This is a genomic window from Sutcliffiella horikoshii (assembly GCF_002157855.1).
Lineage (GTDB): Bacteria > Bacillota > Bacilli > Bacillales > Bacillaceae_I > Sutcliffiella_A > Sutcliffiella_A horikoshii_C.
Genome location: NZ_CP020880.1, coordinates 4,195,393 through 4,219,353, shown reverse-complemented (window position 1 = coordinate 4,219,353; position 23,961 = coordinate 4,195,393). Strand labels below are relative to the sequence as shown.

At 43.4% G+C, this 23,961-nt stretch carries 22 protein-coding genes; 12 read left to right on the top strand and 10 right to left on the bottom strand.

Translation table 11 applies throughout. The features are described from left to right. The first annotated feature begins 133 nt into the window (after positions 1-133). Positions 134-1,648: a malate dehydrogenase (quinone) gene (mqo, locus tag B4U37_RS21310; protein ID WP_088020393.1), complete on the top strand. Its 1,515-nt coding sequence runs from the start codon at positions 134-136 to the stop codon at positions 1,646-1,648. 168 nt (positions 1,649-1,816) lie between these two features. Then, on the top strand, positions 1,817-2,680 hold the full coding sequence (locus tag B4U37_RS21305) for a pirin family protein (protein WP_088019991.1): 864 nt from the start codon (positions 1,817-1,819) through the stop codon (positions 2,678-2,680). Positions 2,681-3,243: 563 nt separating this feature from the next. Here B4U37_RS21305 and B4U37_RS21300 read toward each other — a convergent pair. Continuing rightward, on the bottom strand, positions 3,244-4,170 hold the full coding sequence (locus B4U37_RS21300) for a nuclease-related domain-containing protein (protein WP_088019990.1): 927 nt from the start codon (positions 4,168-4,170) through the stop codon (positions 3,244-3,246). Between the two features lie 186 nt (positions 4,171-4,356). On the opposite strand from B4U37_RS21300, the gene B4U37_RS21295 reads away from it, so the two are divergent. The 6 genes from B4U37_RS21295 (at position 4,357) to B4U37_RS21270 (ending at position 9,993) form a co-directional block, all read left to right on the top strand. Next, positions 4,357-5,223 carry a DegV family protein gene (locus B4U37_RS21295; protein WP_088019989.1) on the top strand — a complete coding sequence of 289 codons (867 nt, stop codon included), beginning with the start codon at positions 4,357-4,359 and terminating at the stop codon, positions 5,221-5,223. Between the two features lie 213 nt (positions 5,224-5,436). Next, a complete protein-coding gene (locus B4U37_RS21290; protein WP_244951513.1) occupies positions 5,437-6,579 on the top strand; it encodes an NRAMP family divalent metal transporter in 1,143 nt (380 codons plus the stop codon). Between the two features lie 24 nt (positions 6,580-6,603). Further along, positions 6,604-7,350, top strand: coding sequence for a 5-oxoprolinase subunit PxpB (gene pxpB, locus B4U37_RS21285; RefSeq protein ID WP_088019986.1), 747 nt, complete (start codon positions 6,604-6,606; stop codon positions 7,348-7,350). Beyond that, a complete protein-coding gene (locus B4U37_RS21280) occupies positions 7,337-8,110 on the top strand; it encodes a LamB/YcsF family protein (RefSeq protein ID WP_088019984.1) in 774 nt (257 codons plus the stop codon). The genes pxpB and B4U37_RS21280 overlap by 14 nt, the downstream gene beginning before the upstream one ends. Continuing rightward, a complete protein-coding gene (locus B4U37_RS21275) occupies positions 8,107-9,051 on the top strand; it encodes a 5-oxoprolinase subunit C family protein (protein ID WP_088019982.1) in 945 nt (314 codons plus the stop codon). Before B4U37_RS21280 ends, B4U37_RS21275 begins: the two co-directional genes overlap by 4 nt. A gap of 156 nt (positions 9,052-9,207) precedes the next feature. Continuing rightward, positions 9,208-9,993 (top strand): cupredoxin domain-containing protein, encoded by a 786-nt coding sequence (locus tag B4U37_RS21270; protein ID WP_088019980.1) that lies wholly within the window; start codon positions 9,208-9,210, stop codon positions 9,991-9,993. Positions 9,994-10,066: 73 nt separating this feature from the next. On the opposite strand, the gene B4U37_RS21265 is transcribed toward B4U37_RS21270, so the two are convergent. From B4U37_RS21265 to B4U37_RS21255, 3 genes are all read right to left on the bottom strand, one after another. Then, the gene (locus B4U37_RS21265; protein WP_088019978.1) at positions 10,067-12,076 is read right to left on the bottom strand and encodes a TRAP transporter permease; all 2,010 of its coding nucleotides are present in this window, start codon (positions 12,074-12,076) and stop codon (positions 10,067-10,069) included. Beyond that, positions 12,069-12,596 (bottom strand): DUF1850 domain-containing protein, encoded by a 528-nt coding sequence (locus B4U37_RS21260; RefSeq protein ID WP_010197765.1) that lies wholly within the window; start codon positions 12,594-12,596, stop codon positions 12,069-12,071. The genes B4U37_RS21265 and B4U37_RS21260 overlap by 8 nt, the downstream gene beginning before the upstream one ends. Before the next feature lie 105 nt (positions 12,597-12,701). After that, positions 12,702-13,679, bottom strand: coding sequence for a TAXI family TRAP transporter solute-binding subunit (locus B4U37_RS21255; protein WP_088019977.1), 978 nt, complete (start codon positions 13,677-13,679; stop codon positions 12,702-12,704). A 190-nt stretch (positions 13,680-13,869) separates the two neighbouring features. Here B4U37_RS21255 and B4U37_RS21250 point away from each other — a divergent pair, with 190 nt between their 5' ends. The 3 genes from B4U37_RS21250 (at position 13,870) to B4U37_RS21240 (ending at position 16,149) form a co-directional block, all read left to right on the top strand. Beyond that, positions 13,870-14,814 (top strand): D-2-hydroxyacid dehydrogenase, encoded by a 945-nt coding sequence (locus tag B4U37_RS21250; RefSeq protein WP_088019974.1) that lies wholly within the window; start codon positions 13,870-13,872, stop codon positions 14,812-14,814. Between the two features lie 672 nt (positions 14,815-15,486). Continuing rightward, the gene (locus B4U37_RS21245; RefSeq protein ID WP_088019972.1) at positions 15,487-15,852 is read left to right on the top strand and encodes a YwqH-like family protein; all 366 of its coding nucleotides are present in this window, start codon (positions 15,487-15,489) and stop codon (positions 15,850-15,852) included. A gap of 18 nt (positions 15,853-15,870) precedes the next feature. Further along, entirely contained in the window at positions 15,871-16,149 is a 279-nt protein-coding gene (locus B4U37_RS21240; protein ID WP_088019970.1) for a YwqI/YxiC family protein, read from the top strand. Positions 16,150-16,252: 103 nt separating this feature from the next. Here B4U37_RS21240 and B4U37_RS21235 read toward each other — a convergent pair whose 3' ends face one another. Then, on the bottom strand, positions 16,253-17,716 hold the full coding sequence (locus B4U37_RS21235; RefSeq protein ID WP_088019968.1) for a PH domain-containing protein: 1,464 nt from the start codon (positions 17,714-17,716) through the stop codon (positions 16,253-16,255). After that, complete coding sequence (locus B4U37_RS21230; RefSeq protein WP_088019966.1) at positions 17,716-18,231, bottom strand: PH domain-containing protein; 516 nt, start codon at positions 18,229-18,231, stop codon at positions 17,716-17,718. Before B4U37_RS21230 ends, B4U37_RS21235 begins: the two co-directional genes overlap by 1 nt. Positions 18,232-18,357: 126 nt before the next feature. Here B4U37_RS21230 and B4U37_RS21225 point away from each other — a divergent pair, with 126 nt between their 5' ends. After that, entirely contained in the window at positions 18,358-19,755 is a 1,398-nt protein-coding gene (locus tag B4U37_RS21225) for an MBL fold metallo-hydrolase (RefSeq protein ID WP_088019964.1), read from the top strand. 305 nt (positions 19,756-20,060) lie between these two features. On the opposite strand, the gene B4U37_RS21220 is transcribed toward B4U37_RS21225, so the two are convergent. The 4 genes from B4U37_RS21220 to B4U37_RS21205 form a co-directional block, all read right to left on the bottom strand. After that, entirely contained in the window at positions 20,061-21,065 is a 1,005-nt protein-coding gene (locus tag B4U37_RS21220; RefSeq protein ID WP_088019962.1) for a FecCD family ABC transporter permease, read from the bottom strand. Beyond that, positions 21,062-22,075 (bottom strand): FecCD family ABC transporter permease, encoded by a 1,014-nt coding sequence (locus B4U37_RS21215; RefSeq protein WP_088019960.1) that lies wholly within the window; start codon positions 22,073-22,075, stop codon positions 21,062-21,064. The genes B4U37_RS21220 and B4U37_RS21215 overlap by 4 nt, the downstream gene beginning before the upstream one ends. A 69-nt stretch (positions 22,076-22,144) precedes the next feature. Beyond that, positions 22,145-23,098, bottom strand: coding sequence for an iron-hydroxamate ABC transporter substrate-binding protein (locus B4U37_RS21210; RefSeq protein WP_088019958.1), 954 nt, complete (start codon positions 23,096-23,098; stop codon positions 22,145-22,147). After that, a complete protein-coding gene (locus tag B4U37_RS21205) occupies positions 23,049-23,894 on the bottom strand; it encodes an ABC transporter ATP-binding protein (protein ID WP_088019955.1) in 846 nt (281 codons plus the stop codon). Before B4U37_RS21205 ends, B4U37_RS21210 begins: the two co-directional genes overlap by 50 nt. Positions 23,895-23,961: the final 67 nt, after the last annotated feature.

The following is a 23,961-nucleotide window of genomic DNA, read 5'->3' as shown; positions in this document are numbered from 1 at the left end:
GAAAAGTTAACCTGAATTATGATATGATAGGGATTAGGATGGACAAAGTATGTTTCTAGGTAGCGTTATGCCTTTAGGATGCTAGAAGCAATAGCGCCTGCTCTTTTTTTATAAATTTAGGGGATGTGTAATGATGAGCAACATGCAGAATAAAACAGACGTTATCTTAATTGGTGCCGGTGTCATGAGCGCGACTTTGGGTTCGTTATTAAAGGAAGTTCAACCGGATTGGGAAATTAAAGTGTTCGAAAAGCTAGCTAGTGCAGGGGAAGAAAGCTCGAACGAGTGGAACAATGCCGGGACGGGACATGCAGCCTTATGCGAGCTTAACTATACGTCATTAAAAGCCGATGGAACCATGGACATCAGCAAGGCAGTAAAAGTGAACGAGCAATTCCAGCTTTCACGCCAATACTGGTCCTATTTAGTTAAACAAAACCTAATTAGCAATCCACAAGACTTTATCATGCCAATTCCACATATCAGCTTTGTAGAGGGCAAAGAAAATGTCACGTTTTTGAAAAAACGTATGGAAGCGCTATCAGCAAACCCGCTGTTTAAAGGAATGGAATACTCCGAAGACCCTAAGAAGCTCAAGGAATGGATGCCTCTTATGATGGAAGGCCGCACGTCAAAGGAGCCGATTGCAGCAACGAAGATCGACTCTGGAACAGATGTGAATTTCGGTGCGTTGACGCGCATGTTATTTGACCATTTGGAGAAAAACAACGTGGAAGTTCATTATGAACATAGCGTGGAAAATCTTAAACGTGCAAGCGACGGTTCTTGGGAACTGAAGATCCGCAACGCCAAAACTGGTCAAGTCGAGTACCACCATGCCAAGTTCGTATTCATCGGCGGTGGAGGCGGGAGTCTGCCATTACTGCAGAAAACCGGTATCCCGGAGTCGAAGAATATCGGCGGTTTCCCGGTTAGCGGACTGTTCTTAGTATGCAACAATCCCGAGGTCGTGGAAAAGCATCACGCAAAAGTATACGGAAAGGCAAAAGTTGGCGCGCCGCCAATGTCTGTGCCGCATCTTGATACTAGATATATTAATAACAAAAAGACCTTGCTGTTTGGACCATTTGCAGGGTTCTCGCCAAAGTTCTTGAAAACCGGCTCCAACCTGGACTTGATCGGCTCCGTAAAGCCATACAACGTCATGACCATGCTTTCTGCTGGATTCAAGGAAATGGCCCTGACCAAGTATTTGATTCAACAGGTGTTGTTATCCAATGAAAATCGCATAGATGAGTTGCGCGAATTTATCCCGAACGCGAAAAGCGAAGATTGGGAAATTGTTGTTGCAGGTCAACGAGTTCAAGTCATCAAAGATACGGAAGCTGGCGGCAAAGGGACGCTTCAATTTGGTACAGAAGTGGTTAGTGCATCCGACGGCTCCATCGCCGCATTGCTGGGTGCATCTCCAGGAGCTTCCACAGCCGTCCACGTCATGCTCGAAGTATTTGAAAAATGCTTCCCAGAGCAAATGTTTGAATGGAAAGAGAAAATTCAAGAAATGATCCCGAGCTACGGCATATCTTTAGTAGAGAACCCGGCGCTGTTTGATGAGCTTTTCGCCTCCACAGAGGAAACCCTCTTTCTTAGTGAAGGGAAGGGGCAAAAGGCGCTTTCCTTTCATTAAAATAAGAATAAATAGAAAAACCTTTGATCCTTTTGGGGATTGAGGGTTTTTTGTTTTGTAGGAGGTTCCTTTTGATAGCAATCCGGCATTTTTCAGAGCGGAAAACTTGAGTTAGAGATTCCAACTTCTGTATGCTAAAGGTACTAACTTATGAGAGGATGTTCTTTTATGAAAACAGGTAAAAAGCTGATCAGAGACCATTGGAAAGTGCAATATAAAAATCCCGGCTACCCGCATGTTCAACAGGGTTGGATATTGCCTCCCGACCGAATGCGCGAATACGACCCATTTATTTTAATGGCGGACGATTGGTTTAAACGGGGAACCTTCTCCGACCACCCTCACCGTGGGTTTCAAACTATTACTTATGTAGTGGACGGAAGGCTCGAACATACTGATAATCAGGGCGGTCACTCTGTGTTGCACGCTGGCGACGTTCAGTACATGAATGCCGGAAGCGGCGCCCGCCATGCAGAGGAAGCGGTCGATGAGGATGTCATTCATACGCTGCAACTCTGGCTCAATTTGCCGAAGAGCTTGAAACAAACGGAGTCCTCTTATCAGAATGTATTTTTGGAAGATGCTCCTTTGGTAGACTTGGCTGGTGGCTCTTTACGGGTCTACTCAGGAAGCGCAGAGGGCGTGACAGGTCCGATGAACTCATTGGTTCCCATCAATATGTTTGAGATTTACTTGCGAGCAGGTGAGCGATACTCCTTGGAATTGCCTGCGAACCATAACGGTCATATTTATATGCTGCAAGGCGAGATGACTTTTGGTGGCGAGGGAGGCGTGGCATTAGGGAAAACCGAGGCGGGACTGTTGTCTTACGATGAGTTCGCGGATGACGGTGCGGTTGAATTGCTTGAGATAACGGCGGCGGCTCAGGAGCGGTCCAGGGTGCTTATTTATACAGGGAAACCAATTGGGGAGCCGATTGTCGCGAGAGGCCCTTTTGTGATGAACACCGAGGAGGAAATCGTGGAGGCGTTTGAGGATTTTAGAGCGGGGAGGGTCGGTGGGCGGGTGTAGGTGATGGTGGGCTTTAGGTAATAGAGGGGGGCAATAGGGTTATCAGAAAAGGGGAAATGGCTACCTAATTGGAGCCTTCTCAGTGACAAAATGTTGACTGATATAAATACTGCCCCCCCTATACGCCCGAAGTTCCACCCAAACAAGCAGAACGGTCAAATAGAAGGGTTCTATACGCCCGAAGCTCCGCCCAAACAAGCAGAACGGTCAAATAGAAGGGCTCTATACGCCCGAAGCCCTGCCCAAACAAGCAGAACGGTCAAATAGAAGGGTTCTATACGCCCGAAGCTCCACCCAAACAAGCAGAACGGTCAAATAGAAGGGCTCTATACGCCCGAAGCTCCGCCCAAACAAGCAGAACGGTCAAATAGAAGGGTTCTATACGCCCGAAGCCCCACCCAAACAAGCAGAACGGTCAAATAGAAGGGTTCTATACGCCCGAAGCTCCGCCCAAACAAGCAGAACGGTCAAATAGAAGGGTTCTATACGCCCGAAGCGCCACCCAAACAAGTAGAACGATCAAATAGAACGGCTTTACATGCCCCATCTAAGTTAACTCAATATCATACGTAATAACTCCAACGGCGGCTACCTTGTATAGAAAAATGCTTATCCAATATACGCCTTATCACCTTCTCAGTAACCCCCATCCCACACCAATCAAAAATACCACTAGTAGTTATCTTCCTTTCCGGAAACAACATCCTAAACTCCCCCACATGCCGCAGCACAACCTCCTCCAGCGTCTCCATCCTAAGACACCTCACACACCGCGCCGAACGCCCCTCAACAACAACAGACAAGGAGGAGCAGCTAGCACACACCAACCCTTTCTCAACTTGATCATAGGAATACTCCGGAAAAGTCTTAAATGGAGAATCCACCATATGCAGTGAGGTTAGTTTCTCGGCAAGCGCAGTGTGCATGTTAGTCAACTTAGAGGAAGAATTATTTTGCAAGCCTTTAAGGTATCTGTTTATTTGGGTTGGGTGTATAAATGGTTTATCAGGAGGTGATTGATACAGGGTGAATTCGGAGTTGATGAATACCACAGAAGCGATAATGGGTAAGTTGAATCCATAGCTTTGAAAAAACAACCGGAGCAGGGAGTTGCATCGATTCAGTTGGTTCAAGGGGTTGGTGACTTCATAATCTTTGGAGTTTGCTTTTACATGTAGTTGATCGGTTCGAGTATCATAGATGTAATCTCCTTCAAAGTTCTTCACTTCAAAAAGATAAGCATTCCGAGGGGTAATAATAAGCGAGTCAATTTGGAAAGTAGTATTATTATGCTTCAGCAAAAGGTCATTTAAAATCAGGTGATTACAGCCATCCACCTTTTCGGTCAAAACATCAAACATGCACTCCCCTTCATAGCCTTTTTCCAAATTCCACAGGTATTGCTTTTCCTTCTCCAGAAGCGTCGTTCGTGCGTTCAAAGATTGATACATTTGCATCTCCACAGACACAGTACGCGATTTTACTAGCATATCCCACATCCTTTTCTCAGAGTCTACTTAACTATAACAGTTCCAAAGCATTAATCACACAATTTTCAATAAATTAGCAACGGTCCCGTTTCCTTATTTTACCCTCCCCCCTTTTACCTAAATTAGATAGTCTAATAAAGCCCTTTCAGTTATGATGAATGCAGTATGTTTTATTGGAGGAACTGAATGATTAAATTAATGGCAGATTCAACTTGTGATTTATCAAATGAAGTGTTGGAGATGTATGACATTAGTCTGGCACCCTTAAGCATAAATATTGATGGAAAAACATATAAGGATCGAGTGGACATAGAGCCGAATGAATTTTACGGAATGATGGAGGCGCTTTCGGAGTTTCCGACGACCGGAATGCCGAGTCCAGTGGAGTATTTGGCGATTATGAACGAGGCTGTTGAAAGCGGTTATAAAGAAATCCTGTGTATATGCATGTCCAGCGGGACAAGTGGATCCCACCAGTCAGCTGAATTGGCGAAAGGGTATTTCTTTGAGGAAAATCCGGAATCACCTGTAAAGATCCATGTGGTAGATTCGAAGTGTATGAGTCATGGTAGCGGCTGGCTTGTGCTAAAAAGTGCGATGATGCGAGAGAGCGGCTCATCATTTCAGGAGTTAGTAGATTTTAATGAAAGTCATAAAACCAATGTGAAACATTTCCTCTCCGTAGATGACCTAGATCATTTGATCAAAAGCGGAAGGCTGACGAATGCGAGTGCATTTCTTGGAAAGCTATTAATGCTAAAGCCGATCATGACGATGAAAAACGGCAAAGGGGCCATCGTCGCAAAAGAGAGAGGCTTAAAGCGTGTTCTCAAGCATTATGTAGAAGAGTTTATAAAACGTAATGACGAAGCGGTGACGGACTTTATCATCATTGGGTATACGTCCGATATCAAAGTTGCCGAAAACTTAAAAATAAAGATAGAAAACGAAACAGACTTCACAGGTACCATCCACATCATGCAGATGGGAGTATCTGTTGGTACACATGTTGGACTTGGAGCGCTTTCCCTCTTTTTTATGGAAAAAAAATAACCTAGAAACTAAACCACCTACCCAAAAGGTGGTTTTTTCGTGTGTGAATTTTTATCCTTATCGGTTTTATGGTAGTGTTAGTATATCAAAATAATAGTTAGAATTTTATAAAAGGAGGTTTTTCCATTGTCGTCAAAACAGAAGAACACGTACACAGACTTACAAAAACCGACGAAGAGTAATTGGAGTGTCCTGCTTGGAGCGGCATTCCTGATGGGATCATCTGCCATCGGACCAGGATTTTTGACGCAGACGGCTGTTTTTACCGAACAACTTTTAGCTAGTTTCGGCTTTGTCATTTTAATGTCGATTATCTTAGACATCGGGGTACAGGTAAATGTGTGGCGAATCATTGCCGTATCTAAAAAAAGAGGGCAGGATATAGCAAACATGGTCTTGCCTGGGCTTGGGTATTTCCTCGCTTTTGCGGTCGCTTTGGGCGGTCTGGCCTTTAACGTTGGTAACATTGGCGGAGCGGGCCTTGGAATGAACGTGATTTTCGGAATCGATGTGCGAATCGGTGCCCTCATCACGGCTGCCATCGCCATAGGCATTTTCCTATCGAAAGAAGCAGGAGTGGCAATGGACAAGATTGCTCGTTATTTGGGATTGATGATGGTGTTGCTCACGCTTTATGTGGCATTTCAAAGTAATCCGCCTGTTGGAGAGGCTGTTTTCCGCACATTTGCGCCGGAGACGATTGATGTGTTCGCAATCATTACCCTTGTTGGGGGAACGGTTGGAGGCTATATTACATTCGCTGGTGGACATAGACTCTTGGATGCAGGAATTAGCGGGAAGGAAAATTTGCACCAGGTAACGAAGAGTTCGGTATCTGGTATTGTCATCGCATCCATTATGCGAATTTTCTTGTTCCTTGCTGTGCTCGGAGTGGTTGCAACGGGATTCAAGCTAGATCCAAACAATCCGCCGGCGTCCGTCTTTATGGAAGCGGCCGGAATGGTTGGGTATAAAATGTTCGGGCTAGTGCTTTGGGCTGCGGGAATTACATCTGTTGTCGGGGCCGCATATACATCCGTTTCTTTTTTAAGAACATTGTCTAAAAAGATTGATCAGAATAACTCAAAAGTCATCATTGGATTCATAGTTGTGTCTACGATTATTTTTGCTTTTATCGGCGAGCCGGTTCTGTTGTTGATCTTGGCTGGTGCGTTTAACGGACTTATTTTACCTGTGGCACTTGGAACGCTATTAATTGCGGCATATAAAAAAGAGATCGTCGGAGATTACAAACATCCTCTATGGTTGACGATTTTTGGTGGGATTGTGTTTATTGCAACAGCTTACTTAGCAGGGGTTACGTTAATTAATCAGGTGCCGAAGCTATTTTCCTAAAAAAGACTTGAGGGGGAAACCAAGTTGAAAATTGAATTTCACCCACTAGGGGATACCGGTATAAAGGTTCTATTTGGGTCCGACATATCAGAAGGAACAAATCAAGAGATCAGACTTTTCGCAGACCAACTTAAGAAGCTAAAGCTCGATGGTGTTATCGAGTGGGTGCCGGCTTATACAACGCTCACTATATTCTATCAACCAGATAAAATTATCTATAAGGATTTGTGCAAAAAGCTCGAGGACATACAGAAGAGATTGCAAAAAGAAGACCTATCATCCAACTCTACCGTTTACGAAATCCCAGTTCTGTACGGAGGAGAGCTTGGTCCTGACCTGTCTGAAGTGGCAAGCCATAATGGTTGCACCGATGATGAGGTTATCTCTATCCACTCTGCCAAGCCATATCTTATTTACATGATGGGTTTTGTCCCCGGTTTTCCTTATTTAGGCGGGATGCCAAAAGAAATCGCTACGCCAAGGCGTGAGAACCCACGTGCAAAAATTGAGGCAGGTTCTGTTGGGATAGCAGGAGAACAAACAGGGGTGTATCCATTAGAAACTCCAGGCGGATGGCAGATTATCGGCAGAACGCCCGTAAAGCTTTATGATCCAGATAATGGGGAGCCGATCCTTTTATCTGCCGGTTCTTATATACGCTTTGTTCCTGTTGACCAGAAAGAATATGATAAGATAGAACAAACCGTCGCACGTGGAGAATACAAGGTGAAAAGTTATGCAAAAGGGGGAGCACACGATGAAGACCGTTGATTTAAACAGTGATTTAGGGGAAAGCTTTGGTGCCTATACAATCGGAAATGACGAGGAAGTACTTCAGTATATCTCTTCAGCTAATATCGCCTGTGGTTTTCATGCTGGGGATTACAACGTTTTGATGAAAACGGTCCAGAAAGCTGCGGAACTTGGCGTCTCCATTGGAGCTCACCCCGGTTTCCCTGACCTTGCCGGATTCGGCCGCCGTGATATGCATATGAGCAAACAGGAAATCTTTAACCTGGTAGTCTATCAAATTGGGGCAATCCAAGCGGCTGCTAGAGTAGCTGGTACACATGTACACCATGTAAAACCGCACGGCGCTTTATATAACCTCGCATCCAAAGATGAGATGGTGGCAACAGCAATAGCAGAAGCAGTTCACGCGGTCGATCCTAAATTGATTTTATTCGGTTTGGCGGAAAGTGAACTTGTACGGGCAGGGGGAAAAGTTGGGTTAAAAGTGGCGCAGGAAGTTTTTGCTGACAGGACTTATCAACCGGACGGAACACTTACTCCAAGGTCCCATGCGAATGCGATGATTCATGATGCAGACCTTGCTGTCGAGCGTGTATTGAGGATGGTGACAGATGGGAAAGTCCAGACGGTTAATGGAGAAGATATTTTCATCCAGGCAGATACCATCTGTGTGCACGGCGATGAGGGGGAAGCGTTGGAATTTGTGCGAAAACTAAGAGAAAAACTTGAGGAAAATAAAGTGGCAATTCAAGCTTTTGAGGCGGTGGATCAACCATGAGTAGTCCGCTTTTTCAAGTAATGAAACCTGGCCTACTTACGACTATCCAGGATTTGGGCCGGACAGGCTATCAAGAGTTCGGGATGGTAGTTGCCGGTGCCATGGATGATTACTCTCTTCAGATTGGGAACCTTTTGGTTGGAAACGATAAGGGAGAAGCCGCTCTCGAAGTCACCATAATGGGTCCGGAATTAAAGGTACTAGAGGATGTGGTGGTCGCCATTTGTGGGGGCAGTCTATCCCCGAAAGTTAATGGAAAACAAGCACCTATGTGGAAAAGCTTCAAGGTGAAAAAAGGGGAGCTTATAGAGTTTGGGAGGCCAGTGGAAGGAGCCCGTGCCTATATTTGTGTGGCAGGTGGCTTAGATGTACCAGTCTTGATGGGAAGTAAGTCGACATACTTAAAGGCACAAATCGGCGGGTTCCAAGGCAGGGCGTTGGAAAAAGATGATGTTTTGTACGGAGAACCTACGCTTGAGGCAACACCAGGTCGTTCCATCCATCCTGACAATGTCCCATCATTTAAAAAAGAGATGGAAATCCGCGTATGCCTTGGGCCGCATCTTGATGTTTTTCACGAATCCTCTGTAGAAATGTTTTTGTCCTCTACCTATGAAGTTACGCCACAATCCGATCGCATGGGGTACAGATTGAAAGGACCAAAAATCGAACATAAAACTTCTGCCGATATCATTTCAGAAGCAATTCCTTTAGGGGGAATTCAAGTACCTGCAGATGGAAGTCCGATTCTTTTAATGGCAGATCGCCAGACAACTGGAGGATATACAAGGATTGCCACGGTCATTTCTTATGATATTCCGCTTTTAGCGCAGGCTCAGCCAGGCACTTCCATCCGATTCAGGGAAGTGTCTGTGGAAGAAGCACAAAAATTGTATCAAAAAAGAGCCAAGTTTTTCAGCGTTCTCGGAAAAGTGACATGATAATAGTTTCTTAACTTTGTGAAGCATTAGGGCAATCCAAGCCCTGATGCTTTTTATAATGGGCAAAAAATGAAGTTATGAGGGAGATTGAAAAACATAGTATAGGTAGTAAGTAGTAGTCCTGGGATTTTCATAGCGAAAAAAGGGGGAGTTCAGTTGATAAACAGCTATACCAGATTTGCAGCGACACTCTTGTTTCTACAAATTGGTACCATCATTCTTACAGGATTATTTTTATTACGCCATTTTCCCGTCATACATATCATGAACGGCGTAATGGCACTGATTGTGGCTTTATTGCTTTTCTTTATAAAATGGAAGTGGACACCGATCCTTGGCATGCTTTACGGCCTTTTATTCAGCATACTAACCGTTCCCTCTTATTTTATCTCTATGTTCAGGCATATCGACCCAGAGTACAATGCTATGCTGGAAGCAAGCAATCCTTTCTTTGGTATCAGTACCCTGACTGCCCTTTTGGTTCTTGGCATTTTATTTTTTTCGACTGCCGGATTAGTCGCCAATCTTCGTTCAGTTCAACAACCTCCTGGGTGGTTTCCAAAAGTAAGAAGCGCCATTTACGGGGCTACCATCATGGGTCTTTTGATAAGTCTTTATCTCCAACAACATTGGGTAACAGGATTAAACGCGACAGCTATGGAAAAGTTGCCGATCATTGTGATGAAACCAGACTCAGTCGAACCGGAAAAGATAGAAGTGCAGGCTGGGGAACCGTTAGTATTCCACATAAAAAATCAATCGGAAAATAAATGCCACATTCTTCAGTTTCCAGAGTTAAGCGAAAGTGTGCATATGGAACAGGGGCGCTCTGGCTTAATTGTTATTGATCCTGAACCTGGCACATATACTTACGGATGTAAACCACATCATGGATATATGAACGAAGATATTAAGGGTACTTTAATCGTGAAGCCAAAATAGGTGAAAGTGAAATTCTTGTACTAAAAAACCTGCCCCCAATAACAAACGGAGGCAGGCATTTTTTTATGAAGTATTAGTTCGCTTCCCCAACGGTATTCTTTATACCTTTTCCAGTACTCCCGCGCTTCCAGAAAATCTGTAGCGCAAGCATAATACCAAAAGCGATGAATCCGAAGATATCTGTATTGGCTTCAGGGTAGATTAACAATAAACCTGTTAAAACCGTAAGGATACGTTCAATCCAGTGAAGTTTTCTGTACCAGAATCCGATAAGTCCTGCTCCGATAGAAATCATCCCTATGATGGATGTTACAAGAATCCAGGCCACTTCAGGTATAGTGGTATCAATCATCAATAACTGCGGCTGGAACACAAACATATATGGAATGATGAATGCAGCAATTGCAAGTTTTGATGCATTGATCCCTGTACGGATCGGCTCCCCTTTAGATATCCCTGTAGCAGCAAACGCGGCTAATGCAACCGGTGGGGTGATATCTGCCACGATTCCGAAGTAGAACACAAACATGTGCGCTGCAAGAACCGGGATAGCAACTTCTAATTGGTCATTAAGCGCTAAAATTGCAGGAAGTGCAATCGTAGACGTAATGATATAGTTCGCAGTTGTCGGTGAACCCATTCCCAAGATGATGGATGCGATCATCGTGAAGAATAGAGTCAGTAATAATAATAATGTTGGCGTGGATGTAATGGAAGCAGCCATACTTACAAGACTGTTTCCAAGTTTAAGTCCAAGACCAGTTTTTGTTACCACTCCCACAATAATACCCGCACAAGCTGTTGCAGCTGCAACACCAAGCGCAGTGCGTGCTCCGCTTGTTAGAGCAAGGATGAATTTAGCTGGAGTAATTCTGGTATCTTTTCTAAATAAACTTACAATGATCGTACTCAAAATACCTAATAATGCCGTTCTCTCAATACTGAAACCTTGGAACAATAGGACAACAATGACGATGATAGGCAGTAAAAGATGTATCTTTTTCAGTACTTCCTTTTTCTTTGGTATTTCTTCCTTCGGCAAACCGAGTAACCCTTGTTTTTTTGCTTCTAAGTGGGTCATAATCCAAATTCCAGAGAAATATAGAATAGCAGGGATTGTTGCGGCTTTAGCAATTTCCCAATAAGGAACACCTGCAAATTCGATCATTAAGAAGGCGGCCGCTCCCATTATTGGCGGCATGATTTGTCCGCCAGTGGATGCTGCTGCTTCTACTGCACCAGCGAAGTTACGGTGATACCCTAATCGTTTCATCAACGGAATCGTATAAGATCCAGTCGTAACCGTGTTAGCAACGGAACTACCGGAAATCGTACCTTGTAAAGCACTGGAGAAAATTGCAACCTTTGCAGGTCCACCTGTTCGTCTGCCGGCAATAGAAATTGCCAAATCATTGAAATAGTTCCCAACCCCAGTTTGAACCAAGAATGAACCAAATAATAAGAATAAGAAAATATAGGTAGATGATACCTGTAACGGTGTACCAAGGATCCCATCTGTTGTAAAGAACATAGATTGAATCAATTGTTCGAGACTAAGTCCTCTATGAATCAGCATTCCTGGCATATAAGGGCCGAAAAGCGCGTAAACCATAAACACGACGGCGATAATGGTAATCGGCAGGCCGATGGCACGTCTTGTTGCTTCAATAACTAGGAGGATGGCCAAGCCACCAATAACAGCTTGTGCGGAAGTGATGCTTCCTATTTGTTGAACTAACGTGTCGTAGTAAACTGGCCAATATCCGCATACTACAACGGTCAACCCTACTAAAATATAATCATACCAAGCAATTTTTGTTTTGTTTCCGCCTTTTCTGGCTGGAAATAGCAAGAATATCAAAGTCAAAGCAAAACCTAAGTGAACCGTACGTTGCAAGTATGCGGTAAGCTGACCAAATATTCCTGTGTATAGTTGAAAAAGAGAAAAGGCAATCAACATAAAGAAGACAACTTTTGCTGCGTAACCGGTAAGGTTTCTTGTTTGTGCATCCGGATCGTACTTCTCTAGCAGCTTTTCTTGTTCTTCAGCCGTTAATTCCTGTCGGTCGTTTTTATCACTCATGTATTTTCATTCCTTTCATATACTGCCATAATGTCAACTCTTCTACTCTTACATTATACCAGTCTCCTGGAGTAAAGTATTCGTTAAACCATACCATCTTTTCTCCATTCTCGCCCCAGGCAAGGCGATTCTTAGAAACGGTCTTGCCGTTTCGGACATTCATGGAGGAGAATACGTTATTTAAATCTCTTATATGATATTTTCCATCTTCATATACAAATTCTTCTCCCTCTTCCGCATTCGATGGCATGCCTATCCCGAATTCTTCGTAAATAATTTCTGTTTGTACGATGTGGCGATCATCTCGCACCCTATACTTTTCCACTACATCTGTTAAATGGATGGAGTGTGTAAAGATGATTTGAAATGTGTCCTCTTCATCAATGGGAAGGAATGCTTGTATTTGTTCGGTGTTTTGTACATGGAAAACTAGCGCGGTTCGAAATGGGACCAAAAAAAGGCCCAATAAGAGTAATACGGTTGTAGAGGATAAAATAATGGCAATTACTTTCTTTTTCATGGTAACCCACCTAAAAAATAGCTATTAGCAGCTCATAAATAAAAAAGAAGGACCGACAGCATAATGGAAATTAAGTGTCGGCCAATCTGGTCCTGTTATTTTAAATTAATCTAATAGACCTTCTTCTTTAAAGTACTTTTCAGCACCAGGGTGGAAGTCGATACCGATTCCGTCCGTTGCTGTTTCAATTGTGATGAATTCACCCTTAGCGTGGGAAATTGCATCTGTATTTTCATAGATTGCTTTTGTGATTTTGTAAACTAGATCTTCAGAAAGATCTTTAGATACTGCTAACATCGCAAGAACAGCTACTGTGTTTACTTCATTTTCCATGCCGTAAGTTCCAGCTGGAATGGTATCAGCAGCATAATAAGGATATGCTTCCACTAACTCTTCTACTTTATCTTGTGCAATTGGAACGATACTTACAGGGTTAGTAGCGGATAAACCGTCAACCGCACCTGTTGGAGTACCAGAAGTAATGAAAGCCGCATCGATATTACCATCTTGGATTCCACCAGTTGACTCACCAAAGTCTAGGTTTTGCGCATCAATATCATCCATTGTCATGCCATGAATTTCAAGGATTTGCTCTGCATTAATGTAAGTACCTGAACCAGGAGCACCTACAGAAACCTTTTTCCCTTTTAAATCTTCTACACTAGAAATCCCAGAATCAGCAAGTGTTACAATTTGAATGGTTTCTGGATACAAAGATCCAAGTGCCAATACATTGTCAACCGCTTTCCCTTCAAATGCGTTCGTACCTTCTACAGCATTAGCCATAACGTCTGTTTGTACGAAAGCGATTTCTGCTTCACCCTCAGCTAATGCTACTACATTATCAGCCGAAGCATTGGAAGAAACAGCGTCCGTTTGAATATCAGTTTCATCAGTAATTACTTTAGCCATTGCGCCACCAAGCGGATAGTATGTACCACTCGTTCCACCTGTCAGCATGCTCATTAACTTCGGATCTTCAGAACTACCTTCACCACTAGATCCATTATCCCCGCCACATGCAGCTAGAAATAAAGATAGTACTAAGACCATAGATAAGACTAGAAAACTATTCTTTTTCATCGAACTCCCCCTAAATATTAATTTAACATCTCTTATTTTACAGATGTTGCAGAGATTTATCAAATATTAACCCAATATTTAGGTGGTTTTCTGTTATAATCACGCATTCTTGCGTTTATGTGTGCTACTACACTTTGACTCTATCATGATAAAATAAAGCAAAAATGAATTAGTGGAGCGTGTGCGACTTATGAAAATTACTAATATCCTTTTTACAGGTAGGTTGGTTGACGAGTTAGAGGGGTTACTGAATGCTGAAGAGATGTTGAACGGCAGGCGTGTGCGTTTTGTACCCGATGGGGAGGTTTCATCGGGGGACTTAGATTGGGCGGATGCTTTTGTGGCATTTCACCCTACGATCAGTTTTCATTTTGGTGGAATTAAGTGGGTACATTCGTTAGGGGCCGGGGTCGATCGTTACATGGAGTTGAACGGCGACTGGCCTGAGGATGTTCTTTTAACAAGAACGATTACTTCATTTGGAAGGAAAATTGGGGAGTATACGCTTAGTTACATGTTAAAAGAAGCACAACATCACGATAGGTTTCGTGAGCAGCAGGGGCGAGGGGAATGGAAGATGGTAGCCCCCCGTACTTTGGATGAGATGAAAGTAGTGGTTTTTGGCACAGGAGAGATTGGTCAGGAGTTGGCTAAGATTCTAGGATTTTTTGGAGTGCAAGTGGAGGGTGTGTCGCGTAGCGGTAGGGATAAGGAACACTTTTTTAGGGTGATGTCTTTGGAGGGGGTTGATGATAGTAGTTTAGGGGCTGCGGACTTTATCATAAATACCTTGCCGCTGACGAAGGAGACGGCGGGATTGTTTGATGAGCAGTTTTTTGGTTGTATGAATCAAGCGGTGTTCATCAATGTGGGCAGAGGTGGGACTGTGCATCATGGAGCCTTGTTGAACGCATTGGATAGTGGGGCGCTTAAAGCCGCCGTTCTCGATGTATTTGAAGAGGAACCCCTACCTGCTGACAGTCCGCTGTGGAGCCATCCAGGAGTAACGGTTACCCCGCATATTTCCGCAATCACAACGCCTGAAGAAGCAGTGGAGTGTTTCTTGGAGACGTTGGATGCTGTGGAGAGCGGAGTGGAGTTGCGGAATAGGGTGGATGTTGGGCGGGGGTATTGAGGTTAGTTATTAACATTTTAAGGATAGGAAGGCCTCCATATGCCCGAAAGCTCGAGGAACCGAGTTGTTCGGTAGTATAGGAGGCCACTATATGCCCGAAGGCTCGAGGAAGCAAGTTGTTCGGTAGTATAGGAGGCCACTATATGCCCGAAGGCTCGGGGAAGCAAGTTGTTCGGTAGTATAGGAGGCCACTATATGTCCGAAGGCTAGAGGAAGCAAGTTGTTCGGTAGTATAGGAGGCCTCTATATGCCCGAAGGCTCGGGGAAGCAAGTTGTTCGGTAGTATAGAAGGCTTCTATATGCCCGAAGTCCCGGCAAACCATGGAGTTCAGTCGTATAGAAGCCCTATAAACGCCCGAACAGCCATAATTATCAATAATTCAGTCCAATAGAACCCACTCCCTCCCCAAAAACGCAAAAACCAGGTTTCATTTTCCAAATAATGTGCTATTTAATAAGTAGTTCTTTTCGTCCGTTAGGGTGTAAATCGACTTATTCCACTCAAATCTCACAAAATAGTATAAATTACCCATCTGAACCAACACAAAAATAAATAGTTTTCATCATTTTGGTATTTTTCTTCCATGTTATAGTAGAAAGTATTGAGAAATAAACGGAGCTAAATCAGCCTTCTACATAGAGGCTCACCATAAATTTTAAGAGGTGATGAACTTGTCTATCGCATATTACAATGCGCTGCTCAGGGAAAAGCAGCAGCATCTTCAGCGTCTTCAAGACTGTCAAAGTCAACTGAGGGGCAAACAACAGGAGTTTGCTGGTTTTAGAGCTTCTGTCACACGGCCCGAACTTTCCTCGTTCACTTGGCAGGGGACACTTGCCAACCGATTTGAAGATATCCGGACAAATGGAATGCTTCATTATTATTCAGAAATGGAGCAAAGCCAATTTAGTACGATCTTCTCAGGTATCGAAAATAAAATTCAACAACTTCATCGTGAAATCAACTCACTAAAACAGACCATCGCTTCATTAGAGTTGCAGCTTGCAGAAGAACGAGCTGCCAATCGATACAATTAAACCAATGGAGGTCTCCATATGAGTACAGAAATTAAAATAAAGAAAAGTGAGATAGAGCAGGCCCTAACACAAATGAAAGCCTCCTCAGAAGCTCTTACATCCTCTTTCCCCTCTTCAATAGGAAACGGCAACCGATTAGATGTCGTCAATAAGTTGAATGAAATAAACCGCACTTTAGAACAACTGACAGAAAACTATAAAGCCCTTATGTTGCATAACGAAGAAATGACCAGACAGTCTGTAGAACAGATGGTGGAAAAGGATCAAGAGCTGTCTTCCAAGATGCTGATCCGATAACTGGTTTATATGTTTAGGACATAAATACAAACCAGTAAAAAGCAAGGCTACCCTAAACTTAACTCATCAGAGGGAGCCTTGCTTTTTTATTTTCAAAATGACTTTAAGAAACCCTCTCCCGCCTAACCAACCTCTCCCTTTTCCCTCTAAACCAGTTATAAAACTCTTCGGCTTCGTCTTTTGACACTCCATTTAGTTCACTGATATGTAGCGGGTTTGCACGGTTCTGAAAGTACAAGGTGGCAATTCCAAATCGGCGTTGCAGCCAGGAATGTTCGACAGATACTTGTTGGATACGGTTGTAGTGGGTGATAAACGTTTCATTTGTGAGCCCGCCTTTTCGGATTTGAACGGTGTTTCCTTGGCGAAGGTAGCTGGTGAAAAAGTAATCAAGTACACGTGTGACCAGTGAGATAGCAAAGACAACGCCTGCTGCCCAGAGCCATTCTTTTTTGAAAATGAAAAGACCGACCGCTGCAATGATTGTAAAATAGTATGGCACCAAGAGCTTGTACCAAAGCACTTTGATCGGGAAGCGTTCCATTTTCTCTTGAATGGGATATTGAGGTAACAGTGTTTCTAGCAACAAGTACGCCTCGTGTTTTGACATGAAAGGGTAGAGGGAGCTTGTTTCTTGCTCTTCTGTTTTCATTTCACCTACACTGATGAGTTTGATGGATGCGAGGCCAAGAAGGCGTTTTACCAGTGATTGTTCCACGACAATGGCTTGAACTTTCTCTTTGGAAATGGCAAAGCTGCTTGTGCTTCCGACCCCTTTTTTTATATAGATACGCTCGGAGTCATCGCTAATTTCGTAATTTCCATACTTGATGGTTGTCTGCAAATAGCCGATTCCGACAGAGATGACCATGGCCAGGACAAAAAGAATGATCAACATCCACCAATGCAAAAGCAAATAGTCAAATGCGCCTTCAGCAGTGTCTTCGATATTGAAAAAATCGACAAGGTTGAAATAGATGGTCGTAAGCAACGGAAAGATGGCCAGAAAACTCAACGATGTAAAGGAGGCTTTCAATAAATCCTTTTTACTTGAGCGGGAGTGAACCTTCTTAACGCCACCATATTCTTTCTTCTCCTGGTCAACGTCTCCTTCTGAAAGGTCTTTATCTAACAACTTTGAAAGGATTCGTTCTTTTTCAGAGACGGTCAAGACCGGGAAATTCACAGCGGAACCTTCTACTGTTGTTCCTGTTTCCAAGGTTAAAGAGGTCAAACCGAACCATTTATGGATAAAGGTTGTCTTTGAATGATGGTTCTGAATTTTGTCAAAGGAAACGGTACGCTGTTCTTTTACGAAAACGCCCTCCTTAAGAACAAAAGAATCCCCAACCACCTCATACCGGTAAAGAAACCATTTCAGAACGATGACAATCAACGTCCATGCAATCCCTATCAGGAATAGGTAACGTCCCCATACAATCCAGTCAGAAGTAGAATTGATTTTTAACACAAAAAGAAAGAGGAAGATGGCGATGGAATTTTTCATTAGAGCAAAAAGCTCGACTGCTATCCAGGCCGGATGAAACCTTTTGACTTCCTGAGACATTATTCTTCCTCCCTTTCTGTCAGGTCGCTTTCTTTAACTTTTGCTAGCTGTGCAATCTCTGCTTTTAATCTTTTGGCCTTTTCTGCAGGGATAGCAGGTATGGTGTGCTGAGTCGTAGTGGTCCCTATTATAAGGTTGAAAAGTTCAAATTTCCTCATGATCGGACCCTGCTCGGTTCGGACAAACTCCACTTTTTCCATCGGGACCAATGTATGACTTTCATTCCACTTACCGTTTTTCATTTGGACAAAGTCTTCATCAATCTCATAACGCCAAGTCTTTTGAAGAAAAACAGGTTCAATAAAAATAGAGTAAATAGCTGATAAAACGATAATGCCAAAGATTATATACAGAGTAACCTGGATCCAACCATACCATTGGTAGTGCTCGCTACAATATAGCAGGATGCCTAATACAATGATGGCGATACCGTGCCCAATCGTGTTGGAAATCCGCCATACTTTTACAGCTTGATTTGCGATTTTTTCGCTTGGTTCTTTGATGGTCATATACATTATTCTCACGCTCCTACCCTTTATACGAAACAGGCATAAAGATAGTTTCAACAAAATAATTAGTCTGGTTAAGGAGAACCTGAAAAGGGAATAAAAAGCAAAACGGCTTAAAAAGGAGGATAAAGAATGTTACTGAAGTTTTTTTATGACGAAGGTTTGGCGCAAGCATCTTACATGGTTGGCTGTCAGGCTTCCAAAGAAGCATTCATCATTGATCCGGCGAGAGACATTCTGCCGTATATAGAAGCTGCAACAAAAGAGGGGCTCCGTATTGTGGGAGCGTTGGAAACCCATATTCATGCTGATTTTGTGGCAGGATCAAGGGAATTAGCGAAACGCTTAGGTGCGAAAATGTACCTCTCAGATGAAGGAGATAAGGATTGGAAATATGAAAATATAAGTGAGCTACCTCATCAATTAGTGAAAGATGGGGATGAAATAAAACTTGGGAATATTTTGTTTCAGGTGTTGCACACGCCAGGTCATACACCGGAAAGTCTTTCTTTTTTAGTAACAGATGGGGGAGCGAAGACAGAACATCCGATGGGTATTTTTACAGGTGATTTCGTGTTTGTAGGGGACGTAGGCCGGCCGGATCTTTTAGAAAAATCTGCTCAAAAGAAAGGTACAGCTGATAAGGGGGCAAAAGACATGTATGCCTCTTTATCAAAATTGGAGGGTCTCCCGGATTATGTTCAAGTTTGGCCAGGTCATGGGGCGGGAAGTGCTTGTGGAAAATCACTGGGTGCCATTCCTTCTTCCACTATTGGCTATGAAAGAAGAGTAAACTGGGCATTTCAGCACGATGATATGGAGAGCTTTGCATCTGAGCTGTTGGAAGGACAGCCGGAACCTCCGAAGTATTTTGGCATTATGAAGCAAGTGAATAAAGTTGGGCCAAACTTCACCTTAGAGCTACGAAAGCCAGAGCGACTGGATGACATAACTATTTTAACGAAGAAAATAAAAGAAGGGGCACAGGTCATTGATACACGGGAAGCGGCCCTCTTTTCAAAAGAGCATATAGAAGGAACCATTAACATTCCATTTAATCAGGCATTTACTAGCTGGGCTGGTTGGATCATCAACTATGAACAGCCACTTTATTTGTTGACGGACCCTGATAAGCTTGAGGAAATTCAGAAAACGCTTCAATCTATAGGGATCGATAATCTCTTCTATTACATGGATGTGGATCTTGCGATTCGCATGACATCAGATCTTGAGTCCTATCATGATATTACACCGAAAGAGGCGAAGGAGTTGCTTGAGGAAGGTGCACAAGTCATTGATGTAAGGCATGATTCAGAGTGGAAAAGTGGACATATTGAAGGTGCAAAACACATCATGCTAGGCACCTTGCTTGATAGGTTGGAAGAGGTGCCGGAAGATCGTCCTCTTATTATTCAATGTGGGTCTGGTGTTCGGTCAGCGATTGCGATAAGTTTGCTGCAGGCAAAAGGGGTGAAGGATGTCCGTAATATGCTAGGCGGCTATGCAAGATGGCAGAAGGATATGCAATAAAATGGATGAAGGTGTGACCTTTAAACGGGTTGCACCTTTTTACGTTTCACGTGGAACACTAAGGTTAGACCCCTTTTCTGAATCTCAACGACTAAATCGCTATGCAAAAGCAAAAACGGTAACAGAGAGGGTGTCTCAGGGCCTGTAACCCCTCCGCAAAGGCAAAAACGGTAACAGAGGGGGCGTCTCAAGGCCCGAAACCCCTCCGCAAAAGCAAAAACGGTAACAGAGAGGGCGTCTCAAGGCCTGAAACCCCTCCGCAAAACTAAATACGGTAACAGAGACCCCCATATAAATTCCTATTCTTACTTCCTCAACAATAAATACATAAAGTAAGGTGCCCCAATCAACGCGACCATGGTGCCCGCTGGAATTCCGCTATCAATCAAGTTGCGTCCGACCGTGTCTGCAAACAATAGCAGCCAGCCGCCAATCAAGATCGCTACAGGCAGGAACAATTGGTTTCTAGGTCCCACCAAGGATTTTGCTATATGCGGAGCCATTAAACCAACGAAGGCAATACCACCTGTCACCGAAACCGCTGAAGCCGCCAATCCTACAGCTGTCAACAGCAGAACCAATCGTTCTTTTTCAAGAGATACCCCAACCCCGATCGCCACAGGCTCACTCATTCCAAGCAGATTCAACCGGTTGGCTTTATACAAAGTAAAAGGAACCAATACAAGCAGCCACGGCAACAATGCCAGTATGAATGGCCAATCAGCACCCCAAATTCCACCTGCCAGCCATTTGGCGATGAAATCTACTTTTACACGCTCTGCAGAAGAAATTAAGATAATCATCATACCAGATAGCGCCATCGAAAAACCAACTCCGACCAACACGAGCCGAACAGGCTGAAGCCCTCCATTCCGCTGATACGAGAACAAATAAATTAACATGGCCGTGATAAGCGCTCCGAAGAATGCAACTGCCGGTAACATATAGACAAATGAACCAACGTTAATTGGAACATACAAAAAGAAAATGGATATAGCCACACCTGCACCTGCATTTATTCCGATAATCCCAGGATCAGCGAGATCATTACGAGTGATCCCTTGAAGAATCGCACCGGATAGTGCAAGCGCCATGCCGGCAAGTATGGTGATTATAATACGCGGAAGCCTGATAGAAAACAAAACAAACTCCTCTTTAAAACTCCCTTGACCTAAAATGGTCGGTAGTAGCCGTTCGAACGACAGAGAAGCCGGTCCAATGCCAATTCCAATAACAATAGTAGCCAAGATAAGTAAACCCAAGAGAACCACAATAATACGTTGCTTTCTTAAAATAGATGGATGAATCATGAGAATGCTTTCCCTCCTTTACGGACAATAACAAGGAAGAAGGGGAGGCCGACCATTGCTACAATTGCAGCGACAGGCGTTTCAAAAGGCGCGTTGATGGTACGTCCCAGTGTGTCAGCAAAAAGCATGAAGGTAGCTCCTAAAATTGCGGACATCGGCAAAATGAAACGATAATCTGTTCCTACAATGGCACGCACGATATGAGGAACCATCAGTCCGATAAACGCCATATTTCCGACAAGTGCGACAGAGGCACCGGTCAACAAAATAATGACAAAAAACAATATCCCTTTTACCAAGGCAATCTTTTGCCCCAAGCCAACCGCAACTTCCTCGCTGAGACTAAGTATGGTCAGTTGTCTAGAAAGGAATAGAGCCACAAGTAAGCCAACCGTGATTAACGGAATAATCAATTGCAACTGGCCCCAAGTTGTGCCAATAATTCCACCTGCTGTCCACATGGAAACATCGCGCGAGAGCTTAAAGGTCAGCGCGACTCCTTCTGCTATGGCAAAAAGAAAGGCAGAGACTGCTGCGCCTGCAAGGACAATCCGCAGAGGTGAAAATCCGCCTTTTTTCATCGCACCTAAACCAAACACCATAATTGCCCCTACAGCAGCCCCAATAAAACACGCAATGGTAACGCCGTAGTAGTTAATAGAAGGTAAGAATGCCAGTGTGATAGCAAGAGCAGCGTTCGCTCCAGCCGTCAACCCTAGAAGTCCTGGATCTGCAAGAGGATTTCTTGTCATTCCTTGCATAATGGCACCAGCAACCGATAACCCAGCCCCAACAAAAATCGCAGCAACCTCACGTGGTAGCCGTATTTCTCTAATGATCAAGATTTTATCGCCACTCGTTCCTGGTGAAGTTAAAGCCAACCATACATCTCGAACGGCAGTATCAGCAGCACCGAGCACCATAGCAGCAAAAAACACCGCCCCAAAGACGATGATTGCCCCAATAAATTTAATTGTAAAAGGAATGCTTCGTTCCAACGCAATCTTCATTTGCCTCATCTTTTCTTTTATAGAATAAGAGGGACCTTCTAATAAAAGAAGTATCCCTCCAACAAAGTCTTAGTTTCCTAAAAAGCTATCTTTAAAGAACTCCAACTGGAAATCAAGGGAAATCGGATCGTTAAAATAGAATTCTTTTGCATCCGCTTCAAAAACCTGACCATTCTTCACAGCAGGAATATTCTTGTACGTATCTGTTTCCTGGAATGAAGTATCTCCGTTAGAATCCTTACTGAACACAACATAATCACCTGCAAACTCAGGCAATACTTCAAAAGAAAGTGTATAGTATCCAGCTTCTAAAGCTTCTTCTTTTACTCTCTCAGGCATCTTCAGCTTCATTTCTTGATAAAGGATTTCTGTGCCGCGGCCCCAGTTGTCCCCAAAAACGTAAAGCTCTTTATCAAAGTTTTCGATAACAGATACAGTCGCATCTTCACCGATTTTAGCACGGATCTCTTCTCCAGCTTCTTTAGCACGTGCTTTGAAGTCATCCACCCATTTTTGAGCTTCTTCTTCTTTGTTCAATAGTTTACCAATTTCAATATGTTGTGTAAGATAGTCCACTTTCCCGTAAGTGTATGCGACAGTTGGCGCAATTTCGCCTAACTGCTCCAGGTTGTTCGTATTGGAGGCAGCGATAATTAGATCTGGATCTAGTTCAATAATTTTCTCTAAATCTTGATCGGTGATTTCTTCGGCATTTTCAAGGTACTCTTGGTAACGCGGATTTGCCATTGCCCAAGAATCCGTTCCAACAATATTTGTTCCAAGGGCCATGACATTTCCAGCAACAAAGGAGTTTATTACTACAACTCTTTGAGGATCTGCTGGTACTTCAATTGGACCTGTTTCTGCTTCATAAGTGATAGTTTCAGAGGAGGAAGCATTACCTTCATTAGAACTATCAGCATTATTATTACTTGTATTATTACTTGCATTATTATTTGTGTTTCCGCAGGCACTAACGACCAGCAATAGCATGAATACGAATGGAATCATTAATTTTTTCATCTTGGTTGTCTCCTTTAAGTAAGTTGTAGGTTAAGCACATAGGCTTGTTTGTTCGTGGATCGCGGCCAATTTGGGCGTCGATTTGAAATACTCCTCTTAAAACTTCAGGTGTAATTACTTCTTCGCAATTTCCTGATTTGATGATGTTTCCATCTTTTAAAGCAATAAGGTAATCGGCAAATCTGGCTGCCTGGTTTAAATCGTGCAGGACCATGATAATGGTGCGTTCCTGTTCTCTATTTAGCTTTTGCAGAAGCTCCAACACTTCCAACTGGTGAGCCATGTCCAAGTAGGTGGTAGGTTCATCTAGGAAAATGATTTCCGTTTCCTGAGCCAAGGCCATCGCAATCCAAACGCGTTGGCGTTGACCACCCGATAGCGCGTCAACCGAGCGGTATTTAAATTCCGTTGTCCCTGTCACCTCAAGTGCCCAGTCTATGACCTCATAATCCTTTTTGGTCAATCTTCCAAAACCTTTTTGATAGGGGAAACGACCATAGGATACCAGCTCTCCGACAGTTAATCCGCTTACACTTTCAGGCGTTTGAGGCAGAATCGCCATTTTTTTTGCCAGTGATTTCGTGTTTTCTTTGGCAATTTCTTGTCCATCTAGCAGGATAGCTCCAGATTGGTGGGAGATGATTCTAGTGATGGCTTTTAATAGCGTGGATTTTCCGCAGCCGTTAGAGCCAATAATCGTTGTAATCTGTTTGTCTGGTATTTCAATAGATAAGTCTTTTATGATTAAGCGTTCACCATAGCCAATGTTCAGGTCTTTTGTGTATAGGCGAACCATTATGTAACCCCCAGTTTAAATTATGTTTACAATAATGATAATGATTATCAGTGTCGCTACAACTATT

Bases quoted from the DNA above. Each gene is read 5' to 3' on its own strand.
- B4U37_RS21295 (WP_088019989.1), top strand. From the start codon at position 4,357: ATGATTAAATTAATGGCAGATTCAACTTGTGATTTATCAAATGAAGTG.
- B4U37_RS21255 (WP_088019977.1), bottom strand. From the start codon at position 13,679: ATGAAAAAGAATAGTTTTCTAGTCTTATCTATGGTCTTAGTACTATCT.
- B4U37_RS21275 (WP_088019982.1), top strand. From the start codon at position 8,107: ATGAGTAGTCCGCTTTTTCAAGTAATGAAACCTGGCCTACTTACGACT.
- B4U37_RS21210 (WP_088019958.1), bottom strand. From the start codon at position 23,098: ATGAAAAAATTAATGATTCCATTCGTATTCATGCTATTGCTGGTCGTT.
- B4U37_RS21280 (WP_088019984.1), top strand. From the start codon at position 7,337: ATGAAGACCGTTGATTTAAACAGTGATTTAGGGGAAAGCTTTGGTGCC.
- B4U37_RS21205 (WP_088019955.1), bottom strand. From the start codon at position 23,894: ATGGTTCGCCTATACACAAAAGACCTGAACATTGGCTATGGTGAACGC.
- B4U37_RS21260 (WP_010197765.1), bottom strand. From the start codon at position 12,596: ATGAAAAAGAAAGTAATTGCCATTATTTTATCCTCTACAACCGTATTA.
- B4U37_RS21235 (WP_088019968.1), bottom strand. From the start codon at position 17,716: ATGTCTCAGGAAGTCAAAAGGTTTCATCCGGCCTGGATAGCAGTCGAG.
- mqo (WP_088020393.1), top strand. From the start codon at position 134: ATGAGCAACATGCAGAATAAAACAGACGTTATCTTAATTGGTGCCGGT.
- B4U37_RS21215 (WP_088019960.1), bottom strand. From the start codon at position 22,075: ATGAAGATTGCGTTGGAACGAAGCATTCCTTTTACAATTAAATTTATT.
- B4U37_RS21250 (WP_088019974.1), top strand. From the start codon at position 13,870: ATGAAAATTACTAATATCCTTTTTACAGGTAGGTTGGTTGACGAGTTA.
- B4U37_RS21290 (WP_244951513.1), top strand. From the start codon at position 5,437: ATGGGATCATCTGCCATCGGACCAGGATTTTTGACGCAGACGGCTGTT.
- B4U37_RS21220 (WP_088019962.1), bottom strand. From the start codon at position 21,065: ATGATTCATCCATCTATTTTAAGAAAGCAACGTATTATTGTGGTTCTC.
- B4U37_RS21305 (WP_088019991.1), top strand. From the start codon at position 1,817: ATGAAAACAGGTAAAAAGCTGATCAGAGACCATTGGAAAGTGCAATAT.
- B4U37_RS21300 (WP_088019990.1), bottom strand. From the start codon at position 4,170: ATGCTAGTAAAATCGCGTACTGTGTCTGTGGAGATGCAAATGTATCAA.
- B4U37_RS21240 (WP_088019970.1), top strand. From the start codon at position 15,871: ATGAGTACAGAAATTAAAATAAAGAAAAGTGAGATAGAGCAGGCCCTA.
- B4U37_RS21225 (WP_088019964.1), top strand. From the start codon at position 18,358: ATGTTACTGAAGTTTTTTTATGACGAAGGTTTGGCGCAAGCATCTTAC.
- B4U37_RS21265 (WP_088019978.1), bottom strand. From the start codon at position 12,076: ATGAGTGATAAAAACGACCGACAGGAATTAACGGCTGAAGAACAAGAA.
- B4U37_RS21230 (WP_088019966.1), bottom strand. From the start codon at position 18,231: ATGTATATGACCATCAAAGAACCAAGCGAAAAAATCGCAAATCAAGCT.